Here is a 13798-nt window from a genome sequence, read left to right as displayed (position 1 = left end):
AAAAACGTAATTCCGGTTACCTACACTGAGAGATTAAATATGACTACGTCTACTCAAGCCCTACATGCGGACATTCCGCGCCAGCGCTGGCTAAGAATCATTCCCCCTATTCTTATCGCCTGCATTATTTCTTATATGGACCGTGTGAATATCGCTTTTGCCATGCCGGGCGGTATGGATGAAGAGTTGGGTATTTCCGCCACCATGGCAGGTCTGGCGGGCGGGATATTTTTTATCGGTTATCTGTTCCTGCAGGTTCCCGGCGGCAAGATTGCCGTGCACGGCAGCGGTAAGAAGTTTATCGGCTGGTCACTGGTCGCCTGGGCGGTGATCTCGGTTCTGACCGGGCTTGTGACGAATCAGTATCAGCTTCTGGTGCTGCGTTTCTTACTCGGTGTGGCGGAAGGGGGGATGCTGCCCGTTGTGCTCACCATGATCAGCAACTGGTTCCCGGATGCCGAGCGCGGTCGCGCCAACGCCATTGTGATCATGTTTGTGCCCATCGCCGGGATCATCACCGCCCCGCTGTCGGGCTGGATTATTACCGCACTCGACTGGCGCTGGCTGTTTATCATTGAAGGGCTGATGTCCATCGCGGTGCTGGTGCTGTGGGCGTTCACCATTTATGACCGCCCCCAGGAAGCCCGCTGGATCTCAGACGCCGAGAAAAACTATCTGGTGCACACGCTGGCGGCTGAACAGCAGGCCATCGCCGGAAAAGAGGTGAAAAACGCCTCGCTCAGTGCGGTGCTGTCAGACAAAACCATGTGGCAGCTGATCGCCCTGAACTTCTTCTATCAGACCGGAATTTACGGTTACACCCTCTGGCTGCCCACCATTCTCAAAGAGCTGACGCACACCAGCATCGGCCAGGTGGGAGTGCTCGCGATCCTGCCTTACATCGGCGCTATTGCGGGCATGTTCCTGTTCTCTACGCTCTCTGACCGTACCGGCAAGCGCAAGCTGTTTGTCTCCCTGCCGTTGATTGGTTTCGCGCTCTGCATGTTCCTCTCGGTGGCGCTCAAAGCGAATACCTGGCTGGCCTATGCCGCTCTGGTGGGCTGTGGTTTCTTCCTGCAGTCGGCCGCAGGCGTGTTCTGGACCATTCCGGCCCGCCTGTTCAGCGCGGAGATGGCGGGCGGTGCGCGTGGCGTGATCAACGCCCTGGGCAACCTCGGTGGCTTCTGCGGCCCGTATGCGGTAGGCGTGCTGATCACGCTCTACAGCAAAGATGCGGGAGTGTACTGCCTGGCGGTCTCTCTGGCACTGGCATCACTGCTGGCCCTGCTGCTGCCGGCGAAATGTGATGCGGGGACAGAGCCCAATCCCACGGTGACCCCCCATAAACGTGCGGCCTGATGCCCTCAAACCGAACCGTAGGCCGGGTAAGCGCAGCGCCACCCGGCGAATAAGCGAGATCAAGATGAGTGAAAAAGAGCCCTTCTGGCTGGGTATCGATTGTGGCGGTACTTATCTGAAAGCCGGTTTATACAACAGCCAGGGCAAAGAAGTCAGTATCGAACGCCGCTCCGTTGCCACGCTCAGCCCGCGAGCAGGCTACGCCGAGCGGGATATGCATCAGCTGTGGCAGCACTGCCACGCGACCATTGCCTTGCTGCTCAAACATTCAGGGGTAAACGGAAAACAGATCAAGGGTGTCGGTATTTCCGCACAGGGCAAGGGACTGTTTTTACTCGATAAACAGGACCAGCCGCTGGGTAACGCCATCCTCTCCTCTGACCGCCGGGCCCTGGACATTGTGCAGCGCTGGCAGCAGGACAGTATTCCCGAAAAACTCTATCCGCATACGCGCCAGACGCTGTGGACCGGGCATCCGGTCTCCCTGCTGCGCTGGATCAAAGAGCACGAACCGCAGCGGTATCAGCAAATCGGCTGCGTGATGATGGCGCACGACTATCTGCGCTGGTGCCTCACCGGCGTAAAAGGCTGCGAAGAGAGCAACATCTCCGAGTCCAACCTCTATAACATGAATACCGGTCAGTACGACCCACAGCTTACGCGCTGGCTTGGCATCAGCGAGATTGACGGCGCACTGCCGCCGATTGTCGGTTCAGCAGAAATTTGCGGGGAAATAACCTCTCAGGCAGCCGCACTTACCGGTCTCGCGGCGGGCACGCCTGTCGTGGGTGGACTGTTTGATGTGGTTTCCACCGCGATCTGCGCCGGACTGCATGACGAACATACGCTGAACGCCGTGATGGGCACCTGGGCCGTCACCAGCGGGATCGCCAGTGCGCTTCGCGACAACGAACCCTTCCCGTACGTCTATGGACGCTACGTGCATCCGCAGCAATACATCGTGCACGAAGCCAGCCCTACCTCGTCCGGCAACCTTGAGTGGCTAACCACGCAGTGGGGCGACATGTCATTCGATGAGATCAACCTTGCCGTCGCCAGCCAGCCGAAAGCCGAAAGCGATCTGTTCTTCCTGCCGTTCCTTTATGGCAGCAACGCCGGGCTGGAGATGACCAGCGGTTTCTACGGCATGCAGGCGCTACACACCCGCGCGCATCTGCTCCAGGCGGTTTACGAGGGCGTGGTATTTAGCCACATGACCCACCTCAACCGTATGCTCGAACGCTTTACCCACGTTCACGCCCTGCGCGTGACGGGTGGACCCACCCATTCGGACGTGTGGATGCAAATGCTTGCAGACGTCAGCGGCCTGGCAATTGAACTGCCGCAGGTTGAGGAGACCGGTTGTTCCGGCGCGGCGCTGGCAGCCCTGGTTGGCACTGGCGTATATCCCGATTTTCACGCGGCGCAACGCGCCCTTCGACACGACATTCGGGTCATTGAACCTGACATGCACGCCCATGCAGCCTATCAGCGCAAGTATCAGCGCTACCGGCTACTGATTTCAGCACTACAGGGCTACCACGCCCGCGTTAAGGAGTACGACCTATGAGCCGACCATTATTGCAGCTGGCGCTCGACCACACCTCTCTGCAGGCCGCGCAGCGCGATGTCGCGACGCTTGCAGATCACGTTGATATTGTCGAAGCGGGCACCCTTTTGTGCCTGACCGAAGGGCTGAACGCCGTACGCGCCCTGCGCGCGCAGTGCCCGGATAAGATCGTCGTGGCGGACTGGAAAGTGGCCGATGCCGGAGAAACGCTGGCGGAACAGGCGTTTGGCGCAGGCGCGAACTGGATGACCATTATCTGCGCCGCACCGCTGGCGACCGTTGAAAGAGGCCACGAAGTAGCACTGCGTTGCGGGGGAGAAATCCAGATGGAACTCTTTGGCCACTGGACGCTGGACGACGCGCGCGCCTGGCAGCGCATCGGCGTGAAGCAGGCCATTTATCACCGGGGTCGCGACGCCCAGGCCAGCGGACAGCAGTGGGGCGAGGCGGATCTCGCCAGAATGAAAGCCCTCTCCGACATCGGTTTGCAGATCTCGATCACCGGCGGCATCACCCCCGCCGACCTGCCGCTGTTTAAGCAGATCAACGTGAAAGCCTTCATTGCCGGACGCGCGCTGGCAGGCGCGGCCAATCCATCGCAGGTGGCGCACGCGTTCCATTCACAAATCCGCGACATCTGGGGAGCGTAACCATGCGTCAGCATCCGTTAGGTATTTACGAAAAAGCGCTGCCGAAATCCCTCACCTGGCCGGAGCGCCTTGTGCTGGCGAAAAGCTGCGGGTTCGACTTTGTTGAGATGTCGGTTGATGAAACTGACGAACGCCTGTCGCGACTCGAGTGGAGCACCACACAGCGCGCATCGCTGGTTGAAGCGATGCTGGAAACCGGGGTGGCGGTCCCCTCCATGTGCCTGTCGGCCCACCGCCGCTTCCCGTTTGGTAGCCGGGATGAAACCGTGCGTGAACGCGCCCGTGAAATCATGACCAAAGCCATCAGGCTGGCCCGCGATCTCGGCATTCGCACCATCCAGCTTGCGGGTTATGACGTCTACTACGAAGCGCACGACGAGGGCACGCAACAGCGCTTTGCTGAAGGGCTGGCGTGGGCTGTAGAGCAGGCCGCGGCCGCCCAGGTGATGCTGGCGGTGGAGATCATGGACACGGCGTTTATGAACTCCATCAGCAAATGGAAAAAGTGGGATGAGATGCTCGCCTCGCCGTGGTTCAGCGTTTATCCGGATGTCGGCAACCTCAGCGCGTGGGGCAACGATGTGGCTGCCGAATTGACGCTGGGTATCGATCGCATCGCTGCAATTCACCTGAAAGATACCCAGCCCGTCACCGAGCAAAGTCCGGGACAGTTCCGCGATGTGCCGTTTGGCGAGGGCTGCGTCGATTTCGTAGGGATATTTAGCACACTCAATCAGTTGAACTATCGCGGTGCGTTTCTGATTGAAATGTGGACTGAAAAAGCAAAAGAGCCGGTGCTGGAGATCATCCAGGCGCGCCGCTGGATTGAAGCCCGCATGCAGGAAGGAGGCATGACATGTTAGAACAACTCAAAGCCGAGGTACTGGCGGCAAACCTGGCGCTTCCCGCCCACCATCTGGTGACCTTCACCTGGGGCAACGTCAGCGCAGTGGATCGCGCAAGCGGCCTGATGGTGATCAAGCCCTCCGGCGTGGAGTATGACGTGATGACCGCAGAAGATATGGTGGTGGTGAATATCGCCACCGGTGAGGTGGTCGAAGGCCGCAAAAAACCCTCGTCAGACACCCCAACGCATCTTGCGCTGTACCGTCGTTTCCCGGAGATCGGCGGCATCGTGCATACCCACTCTCGCCACGCCACCATCTGGTCGCAGGCGGGACAGGATTTACCGGCATGGGGCACCACGCACGCCGACTATTTCTACGGGACAATCCCCTGCACGCGGAAGATGACCCCGGCCGAGATTGCAGGGGAATACGAATACCAGACGGGGGAAGTGATCATCAAAACCTTCGAGGAGCGCGATCTCAGCCCAGTGCAGATCCCGGCGGTTCTGGTGCACTCTCACGGCCCGTTCGCCTGGGGTAAAGATTCCGCCGATGCGGTACACAATGCCGTCGTGCTGGAAGAGTGCGCCTACATGGGTCTGTTCTCGCGCCAGCTTGCCCCCCAGCTTCCGGTTATGCAGCAGGAACTGCTCGACAAACATTATCTGCGTAAGCACGGGGCACATGCCTATTACGGCCAGTGATCATCCGGAATTAATATGCTCTTTACAGTACCGCCGTTTCCAGACGGCGGGGGTTAACCCGGTGTGCTTTGAAAATATCTGCCGGAAATAGCCTACGTCATTAAAACCGCAGCGGGTGGCCACTTCGGTGAGCGAGGCGGTGCCATCCAGCAACAATTTTTCTGCCGCCCTGACGCGCTGGCGATGTATTGCTTCCGTCAGGGTTAAATGGAAAGTCCGGCGAAACACGCGTCCGAGATAATCAGCATTACAGTGCAACGCTTTTGCCAGCTGTGATGTGGAAAGTGGCAAATGAAACTGCGTGCGAATAAGCTGCTTCGCCTTCCACGCCATTGCCGCCCCGGCCTCATCGGCGTTGTCTTCATATCCCGACGAGATCGACACCTGCTGTAGAATCAATAATAAAATCATCTCCAGCGCCACGCTGCGCTGTAATTTCTCCTGCTCGCTGAGGAATTGCCGAAATAGCGCAATGACATATTGCGCATCCCTTACGCGGCAATGTTGTTCTATTGCCAGAGGGGTGGCTTCTGGCAAGGTGATATGTTGCTTTTCAACCTCAAAGTGGAGCCAGTAAAAGCGCAGGTCCGCCGGGAAATCCTCCACGCCCACGTGTCGACGGCCCGGCCAGAGAAGCAAACTTTCTCCCGCCTTCACCTCAAAGATTTGGTGTTCCTCCTGGATCGTTAATGTCCCTTTTTCAACAAATATTATTTCCCACGAGGTTAACTTCCTGGCAGGGTGACGCCCCACGCCCCGGGAAATAAACAGCCCGCCATTCTGGACTTTAATCGGAAGCGCTATGGATAATTCGAGCATGGATATTCACCATTCCGCTTTTATTGCCGTTAATATTCGACTTACGCTTTGATTATTAATAAATAATCGAATAACGGCCCGATCAAAATCACATTTTTATCATCAGGTCGGAATCGTCATCTTTTTATACTTTTCCCTTCCCTTGTTGGCCTGTCTGTTCGGTGCAGAATAAATGCGTACCTTGCACAAATACGATAATAAATTCGATTCCCGAGGAGTTATCTCATGACTTCCACACCGATTACAGAATCAGACGTGACACAAGGGGCAACCGATAGCCGTTTGTCCGTTCGCGAGAAAATTGGCTACGGCCTGGGCGATGCGGGCGGAACGGTGATGACCTGCCTGATCATGAATTTTCTGACCTTTTTCTACACCGACGTTTTTGGCCTCACCCCGGCACTTGTCGGTACGCTGTTTATCGCCCTGCGCGTCTTTGATGCCATTTCCGACCCGGTGATGGGCATCATTGCCGACCGCACTCAGAGCCGCTGGGGACGCTTTCGTCCCTGGCAGCTGTGGGTGGCATTTCCCATCGGAATTATTGGCGTGCTGACCTTCACCGTGCCGGAAGCCAGTATGGGCGTGAAAATCGCCTGGGCGTTCGGCACATACCTGCTGTTGTCCGTTGGCTATACCGCCATCAACGTCCCCTACTGCGCGCTGATCAACACCATGACGACTCGTCACAACGAGGTGATCTCCTGCCAGTCATGGCGCTTTGTGCTGTGCGGCGTGGCAGGTTTTCTGGTCTCCGTGGGTCTGCCTTGGCTGGTTGCGGAGTTGGGCCAGGGGAATGCCGCACGGGGCTATCAGCTGGGGGTTGGCGTACTGTGCGCCATCGCGGTGGTGATGTTTCTCTGCTGTTTCTTCTGGGTGCGTGAGCGCGTTCCGCTGGCGCTGATGGGCAAATTCACCCTGCGCGAACACCTGTCCGGTCTGCGTAAAAATGACCAGCTGCTGCTGATGCTGGTGATGTCGTTTTTGCTGATCAATGTGTTCAACATCCGCGGCGGCGGTTACATGTACTTCATCACCTACGTGCTGCAGGGCAGCACCGCCTATACCTCGCTGTTTTTCACCATGGTGACCTTCGCGGCCATTCTGGGCGCGGTGATCGTCAACCCTCTCTCTCGCCGCGTTGATACTGTCAAACTCTACTACTACACCAACCTGGTGCTGGCCGCGCTCGCGGTGGGCATGTGGTTCCTGCCCGGCGGCCCGGCCCACCAGACCCTGTGGCTTATCGTCATTCTGAGCAACGGCGTCATTCTCGGTTTTACCCTGCCGCTGCACTTCTCGCTGATGGCCTTTGCCGACGACTACGGCGAGTGGAAAACGGGCGTGCGCTCGTCGGGCATGAACTTCGCCTTTAACCTGTTTTTCATCAAGCTGGCGTGGGCATCCAGCGCCGGGATCATCAGTCTGGTGTTTATCGCCGTGGCCTACCAGCCTGGCACGGGCAACCAGACTCCCGCTTCACTGCAGGGCATCACCGCCATGGAGACGTTACTCCCTGCCCTATTCCACCTGCTGCTGGCTGTCTCTGTTCGCTGGTGCAGGCTCAACAACCCGATGATGTCGCGCATTGCCACCGATCTGCGCCAGCGTCATGTATCGTCCTGAGGAGAACGCTATGTCCGTAATGGAAGCCAATCTGCACAACCTGAAAATCAACGACCCGTTTCTTGGCCAGTATCAGCGGCTGGTGCGTGATGTGGTGATCCCCTACCAGTGGGATGCGCTGAACGATCGCGTGCAGGACGCCGAACCCAGCCACGCCATCACCAACTTCCGCATCGCGGCAGGCCTCGAGCAGGGGGAGTTCTACGGCATGGTCTTTCAGGACAGCGACGTGGCGAAATGGCTGGAAGCCGTAGCGTGGTCGCTGTGCCAGAAACCGGATGCTGAACTGGAAAAAACCGCCGACGAGGTCATTGAACTGATCGCGGCAGCGCAGTGTGAAGATGGCTATCTCAATACCTATTTTACGGTAAAAGCCCCCAGCGAGCGCTGGACCAACCTGGCTGAATGCCACGAACTTTACTGCGCAGGACATATGATTGAAGCCGGCGTGGCGTATTTTCAGGGCACCAGTAAACGCCGTCTGCTGGAGGTGGTATGCCGTCTGGCGGACCACATCGACAGCGTGTTTGGCCCTGGTGACAACCAGCTCCACGGTTATCCGGGTCACCCGGAAATCGAGCTGGCGCTGATGCGGCTTTACGACGTTACGCAAGAGCCACGCTATCTCACGCTGGTGAAATATTTTATTGAACAACGCGGCGTGCAGCCTCACTTCTACGATATCGAATATGAGAAGCGTGGAAGAACGTCATACTGGAACACCTACGGTCCGGCATGGATGGTCAAGGACAAAGCCTATAGCCAGGCGCATCAGCCACTTGCTGAACAGCAAACGGCCACTGGCCACGCGGTGCGCTTTGTCTACCTGATGGCGGGTATGGCGCATCTGGCTCGTCTGAGCCATGACGAGGGCAAGCGGCAGGACTGTCTGAGACTGTGGAACAACATGGCGCAGCGCCAGCTGTACATAACTGGCGGGATAGGCTCGCAAAGCAGCGGTGAAGCCTTCAGCAGCGATTATGATTTGCCCAATGATACGGTCTATGCCGAAAGTTGCGCCTCCATCGGCCTGATGATGTTTGCCCGTCGGATGCTGGAGATGGAGGCCGACAGTCACTACGCCGACGTGATGGAGCGGGCGTTATACAACACAGTGCTTGGGGGCATGGCGCTGGACGGTAAACACTTCTTCTATGTGAACCCGCTGGAGGTCCATCCGCAAACCCTGGCATTCAACCATATCTACGATCACGTGAAACCCGTTCGTCAGCGCTGGTTCGGCTGTGCCTGTTGCCCGCCGAATATCGCTCGCGTGCTGACGTCGCTGGGGCATTACATCTATACCGTTCGCCCGGATGCGCTTTTTATTAACCTCTACGTGGGCAACGAGGTCGCCATACCGGTGGGCGACGAGACGCTGCAACTGCGGATTAGCGGCAATTATCCGTGGCAGGAAGAGGTAAATATCGAGATCGTCTCGCCTGCGCCGGTGAGGCATACCCTGGCCCTGCGGCTCCCGGACTGGTGCGCGGAGCCTGCCGTATCGCTGAACGGTGAAACCGTTGCGGGTGAAATCTCCCGGGGTTACCTCTACCTGACCCGTACCTGGCAAGAGGGGGATGCTGTCACGCTGACGCTACCGATGCCGGTTCGCCGCGTGTATGGAAACCCGCAGGTACGCCAGCAGGCGGGTAAGGTCGCCCTGCAGCGCGGCCCGCTGGTCTACTGCCTGGAAGAGGCCGATAACGGAGCGAACCTACATAACCTCTCCCTGCCTGCTGACAGCGAATTTCGGGTCTTTGCGGGAAAAGGGATATTCGCGCATAAGATGCTGATTCAGGCTGAGGGGATGGGGTGTCACGTGAAGGACACGGATGCGCTGTGGCAGTACGACTGCTCGCCGGTACAACGTCAGCCCCAGACGCTGACCTTTATTCCCTGGTTTAGCTGGGCTAACCGGGGAGAAGGGGAAATGCGGATTTGGGTGGATGAAGGCTGATGATCTGCGGCCTGTTGCCCTCACCCCAACCCTCTCCCACGGGAGAGGGAGAACGTTAAGGCAGCACGCGACGTGCTGCCTCAGCCAGAAATGCGCTTCGATTGCCGAACTGAGGGTGCTCACTTACAAAGGAGTCGATCTTTACCAGCAAACGTCGAGGCATCGTGATGTTGATACGCTCGGCTCTGCCGTCGAACTGCTTCATATTAATATCCACCAAAAGCCATTGCCCCCCAATGAAATCCTCTGGACGACTTTCCAGATGCGCTTCCACATTACCCGGAAGAGGCAGGACTTCATCCACTTCAAACAGTGCTTCGAAGTGGGCGGTGAGTGCATCACGTGCATCCTGAAATGCATCATCCAGGGAATCACCTGCAAAAAAACAGCCCGGAACGTCAGGGAAAAAACCGCTGGCGCTTCCGTCTGAGTCAGAATGAATGTAAGCCGGATAAAACATAACTACTCCTGATATCAGTGTTGAATGCCCGCCTGCCGCCAAATCTGCGCGAGGGTGCCCGGTTTAATATCCTTTTTAGGATGTGGGACAGTCACCAGCCCTTTCTTCACGGGGTGACGAAACTGATGATGGCTTCCTTTCGTTCTCACACATTTCCAGCCATGCCTGATCAGAACAGTAATGACATCCGCACTTTTCACATCCTAATCCTTCCATGATTATACACATAATACACACCATCACTATCGGATCGCATCACATTAGCGCATCGGGAACAACAGTGCAGTCGTAGGTTGCCGGAACGGGAAGATGCATCGAGAAAAGAAAAGGGGGATACGCTGTATTGCAGAAAAAATGCAGGGCCTATCGTAGGCCGGGTAAGGCGAAGCCGCCACCCGGCTTTATCACATCAGAAACGCCAGGTCAGGCCGGTCATCAGCGCGAAGCTATCGTCGCGGTCGATCATCGGGCTGTTCTTCACGTCGTCAGGTAATACGGTATAGACCGCGCTGGCGTTAAGGAACAGCTTCTCGGTTAACTGATATTTTGCCGCCAGGCCAACGTATGGCGTCCAGCTATCACCGGCGGTGTATTCATCCAGACCTGAGCGACGAGACTCGCTGCCGGATACGCCGTAGTAGTAGTCGTTGTAGCTTTCGTCGCTGTAGAAAACACCGACAGAGGGCGTCAAAGTCAGGCGTTCCATCCTGACTGGACGGAAGTACGAGACCTCGCCCACCACGCCACCGCTTTCATCCATCGCATCGCCAGCAACGGCCACTTTCAGAGACCCCCAGCTTTCGTGGCGGTAGTAGGCGCCACCGAGGAAGGCAGACGCTTTACGCTCATCAAGTTTTTTCATCTGATGGTCGTCGTTATCTTCTGGATCAAAATGCAGCGGCATCCACGATGCGGTCAGGCTGAATTCATTTTTTGCGTCTTTCCACAGGATCCATCCGCCCGTGGTCTGGCGAACATAGAATCTGTCGCCTTCATAGCTAATTAACGGAACCGCGGTGGTATTTTCATTATATCCTTTGTAAGGAGACTCATTAAATACAGCCCCCGCGCCAAGTGAAAAGTCACCGGCCATTGCAGAAGTTGTTGCAAATAACGTGGCCGCGATGAGTAAATTGTATTTAATAGTCATTACATGTAATCCATTTATATGCCAAACAAGCGAGGCGCATAATAATGGTTACAAATTTGCCAATGCAACGCTGCGGTTTATATAATATTATATATAAAATCATATAGATGGGTGCGCAGGATGAGTAAATTACAGCTAAAACCACGCGAATTAAAAATCATATCCGTCATCGCCGCAACCCACAGCATTGGTGATGCCGCCGCCCTGCTGGGTATGGCGCAGGCCAACGTCAGTAAATATCTGTCTGATTTTGAAACGCGGGTTGGGCTGAAGGTTTTCGAGCGCACCACCCGTCAGCTCGCCCTCACCCAGTTTGGCGAGGCGTTACTCCCGTACGTGAATGCCACGCTGGATAAGAACAGTCAACTTGTTAATTTCATTGCTGATTATAAGCATGAAAAGCGTGGCAAAGTGACGATTTACGCCCCAACGGGCATCGTGACCTATCTCGCGCGACACGTGATCCATCAGATAGAGAACATCGGTGACATCCGCATCTCCCTGAAAACCTATAATCTGGACCGGAATGAATTTTCAGAAGGAGTTTCCTTTCCGGATGACTGCGATATTTTAATTACTTATGCGCAGCCGAAAGACGAAAGTCTGGTTGCCAGCGTGCTAACAAAATATTCCGTAACGGCATTCGCAACCGTTGAATATTTAAATAAACACCCCTTGAAGGGACCTGAAGATTTAATTAATCACTCCTGTATTCTCATTGATTCCATGCTGGTCGATGATGCAAACATCTGGCGTTTCCGCGTCCACGGCAGCGATCACGTACATGATTACCGGGTAACCGGTAATTATATTTGTGACAATACGCAAACGGCCCTGGAGCTGGCAAGAAATAATCTGGGAATTGTGTTTGCGCCAAAAGAGAGTCTGAAAAAAGAATTAACCAAAGGCATGCTGGTCCCCTGCTTTCCGCACCAGGAGGAGTGGTGGCTCGATCTGACCGCCATCTTCCGTAAACGCGAATACCAGCCCTGGCGTGTGCAATACGTTCTGGACGGCGTTCTGAACTGCCTGCGCCAGCAAATTGCTCAGGCCGCCCATGGACGGCCTGAACTGGGTGATTAGAACAGCCCCAGCGGTTTATCAGAGTAGCTGACCAGCAGACATTTCGTCTGCTGATAATGCTCCAGCATCATCTTGTGGGTTTCACGCCCTATGCCCGACTGCTTATAACCCCCAAACGCCGCGTGCGCCGGATAGGCGTGGTAGCAGTTAGTCCATACACGCCCGGCCTGTATGCCCCGGCCCATTTTATAGGCCAGATTACCGCTGCGGCTCCAGACGCCTGCCCCCAGGCCATATGGCGTGTCGTTGGCAATCTCCAGCGCCTCCTCCATCGTTTTGAAGGTGGTCACGGCCAGCACCGGTCCGAAAATTTCCTCCTGGAAAACGCGCATGTTGTTCTGGCCGAACAGGATCGTCGGCTCAAGGTAGTACCCCTCCTGCAGATCCCCACCCAGCACTTTACGGCGACCGCCGGTCAGAATATCCGCTCCTTCTTTCTTGCCGATATCAATGTAGTTGAGGATAGTCTCCAGCTGTCCGTGCGAGACCTGCGCGCCCATCTGGGTGACGTTATCGAGCGGATTACCGCTGCGGATAGACTCGACGCGGCGAATGGCCCGCTCCATAAAGCGCTCATAGATGGACTCCTGCACCAGCGCGCGGCTTGGGCAGGTACAGACTTCGCCCTGGTTAAAGGCAAACAGCGCAAATCCTTCCAGGGCTTTATCGAAGAAGGCATCCTCTTCTTCCATCACGTCCGCGAAGAAGATATTCGGGGATTTGCCCCCCAGCTCCAGCGTCACCGGAATGATGTTCTGCGTGGCGTACTGCATGATCTGCTGACCCACTTCCGTCGAGCCAGTAAACGCCACTTTAGCGATACGTTTTGAAGTAGCCAGATATTCGCCTATCTCACCGCCTGCGCCGTTCACCACGTTAATCACGCCCGGCGGCAGAAGATCGCCAACGATTTCCATCAGCAGAAGAACCGAGAGCGGCGTCAGACGGGCCGGTTTAAGCACAATACAGTTTCCGGCCGCCAGCGCCGGCGCCATTTTCCAGCTCGCCATCAGCAGCGGGAAGTTCCACGGAATAATTTGCCCGACGACGCCCAGCGGTTCGTGGAAGTGATACGCCACGGTGTCACTGTCTACCTCGCTGATCCCACCCTCCTGAGCACGAATACACGAGGCGAAATAGCGGAAGTGGTCAATCGCCAGCGGCACGTCTGCCGCCATGGTTTCCCGGATCGGCTTGCCGTTATCCCAGGTTTCTGCCGTCGCCAGCAGCTCAAGGTTTTGCTCCATCCGGTCGGCAATTTTGAACAACAGGGCTGCCCTGTCCTGCACGGAGGTATGGGCCCATTTATCTTTCGCTTTGTGCGCCGCATCCAGCGCCAGATCGATATCACGCTTGCCGGAGCTGGCAATCTCACACAGCGGCTGGCCGGTAACAGGGGTCAGGTTGGAATAGTATTCACCGTCGACGGGAGCGACCCAGTCGCCGCCAATAAAGTTGTCGTAACGGGGCTTCAGCTTAAGGGGAAAACCATACTCGCCGGGCTGGATACGCGATGAGGGAGGATTGTTTGTCATGACCGTCTCCTTGCTGTGGGTGTACAACAAGGGT

13 protein-coding genes are annotated in these 13798 nt (G+C 56.3%); 8 read left to right on the top strand and 5 right to left on the bottom strand.

Going from position 1 to position 13798, the window contains the following annotated elements; genetic code table 11:
• Positions 1 to 39: 39 nt before the first annotated feature.
• From SP99_RS00730 to araD, 5 genes are all read left to right on the top strand, one after another.
• On the top strand, positions 40 to 1359 hold the full coding sequence (locus tag SP99_RS00730; RefSeq protein WP_025758393.1) for an MFS transporter: 1320 nt from the start codon (positions 40 to 42) through the stop codon (positions 1357 to 1359).
• A gap of 64 nt (positions 1360 to 1423) precedes the next feature.
• Positions 1424 to 2929: an FGGY-family carbohydrate kinase gene (locus SP99_RS00725; protein WP_047957479.1), complete on the top strand. Its 1506-nt coding sequence runs from the start codon at positions 1424 to 1426 to the stop codon at positions 2927 to 2929.
• Positions 2926 to 3579 (top strand): 3-keto-L-gulonate-6-phosphate decarboxylase UlaD, encoded by a 654-nt coding sequence (gene ulaD / locus SP99_RS00720; protein WP_045286013.1) that lies wholly within the window; start codon positions 2926 to 2928, stop codon positions 3577 to 3579. The genes SP99_RS00725 and ulaD overlap by 4 nt, the downstream gene beginning before the upstream one ends.
• A 2-nt stretch (positions 3580 to 3581) precedes the next feature.
• The gene (locus SP99_RS00715; protein ID WP_047957478.1) at positions 3582 to 4442 is read left to right on the top strand and encodes an L-ribulose-5-phosphate 3-epimerase; all 861 of its coding nucleotides are present in this window, start codon (positions 3582 to 3584) and stop codon (positions 4440 to 4442) included.
• Complete coding sequence (gene araD / locus SP99_RS00710; protein ID WP_047957477.1) at positions 4436 to 5131, top strand: L-ribulose-5-phosphate 4-epimerase; 696 nt, start codon at positions 4436 to 4438, stop codon at positions 5129 to 5131. Before SP99_RS00715 ends, araD begins: the two co-directional genes overlap by 7 nt.
• Here araD and SP99_RS00705 read toward each other — a convergent pair whose 3' ends face one another.
• Complete coding sequence (locus SP99_RS00705) at positions 5132 to 5950, bottom strand: helix-turn-helix domain-containing protein (RefSeq protein WP_047957476.1); 819 nt, start codon at positions 5948 to 5950, stop codon at positions 5132 to 5134.
• A 225-nt stretch (positions 5951 to 6175) separates the two neighbouring features.
• On the opposite strand from SP99_RS00705, the gene SP99_RS00700 reads away from it, so the two are divergent.
• Both SP99_RS00700 and SP99_RS00695 read left to right on the top strand, forming a co-directional pair.
• Positions 6176 to 7576, top strand: a complete 1401-nt coding sequence (locus SP99_RS00700) for an MFS transporter (RefSeq protein WP_047957475.1) — start codon at positions 6176 to 6178, stop codon at positions 7574 to 7576.
• Positions 7577 to 7586: 10 nt separating this feature from the next.
• Positions 7587 to 9536, top strand: coding sequence for a glycoside hydrolase family 127 protein (locus SP99_RS00695; protein WP_047957474.1), 1950 nt, complete (start codon positions 7587 to 7589; stop codon positions 9534 to 9536).
• Positions 9537 to 9591: 55 nt separating this feature from the next.
• On the opposite strand, the gene SP99_RS00690 is transcribed toward SP99_RS00695, so the two are convergent.
• The 3 genes from SP99_RS00690 to SP99_RS00680 all read right to left on the bottom strand — a co-directional run bounded on the left by SP99_RS00690 (position 9592) and on the right by SP99_RS00680 (position 11146).
• Positions 9592 to 9996, bottom strand: coding sequence for a type II toxin-antitoxin system HicB family antitoxin (locus SP99_RS00690; RefSeq protein ID WP_045286019.1), 405 nt, complete (start codon positions 9994 to 9996; stop codon positions 9592 to 9594).
• A gap of 14 nt (positions 9997 to 10010) precedes the next feature.
• Positions 10011 to 10196, bottom strand: coding sequence for a type II toxin-antitoxin system HicA family toxin (locus tag SP99_RS00685; RefSeq protein WP_047957473.1), 186 nt, complete (start codon positions 10194 to 10196; stop codon positions 10011 to 10013).
• Positions 10197 to 10405: 209 nt separating this feature from the next.
• The gene (locus tag SP99_RS00680) at positions 10406 to 11146 is read right to left on the bottom strand and encodes a MipA/OmpV family protein (RefSeq protein ID WP_047957472.1); all 741 of its coding nucleotides are present in this window, start codon (positions 11144 to 11146) and stop codon (positions 10406 to 10408) included.
• 120 nt (positions 11147 to 11266) lie between these two features.
• Here SP99_RS00680 and SP99_RS00675 point away from each other — a divergent pair, with 120 nt between their 5' ends.
• Positions 11267 to 12229 (top strand): LysR family transcriptional regulator, encoded by a 963-nt coding sequence (locus SP99_RS00675; RefSeq protein WP_047957471.1) that lies wholly within the window; start codon positions 11267 to 11269, stop codon positions 12227 to 12229.
• Here SP99_RS00675 and aldB read toward each other — a convergent pair.
• The gene (aldB, locus tag SP99_RS00670) at positions 12226 to 13764 is read right to left on the bottom strand and encodes an aldehyde dehydrogenase AldB (RefSeq protein WP_047957470.1); all 1539 of its coding nucleotides are present in this window, start codon (positions 13762 to 13764) and stop codon (positions 12226 to 12228) included. The genes SP99_RS00675 and aldB overlap by 4 nt on opposite strands.
• Between the last annotated feature and the right edge of the window lie 34 nt (positions 13765 to 13798).

The organism is Enterobacter sp. BIDMC92, from assembly GCF_001030225.1.
Lineage (GTDB): Bacteria > Pseudomonadota > Gammaproteobacteria > Enterobacterales > Enterobacteriaceae > Enterobacter > Enterobacter sichuanensis.
Note: the sequence above shows the minus strand (reverse complement) of the source record. Positions and strands in the feature narration are given on the sequence as shown.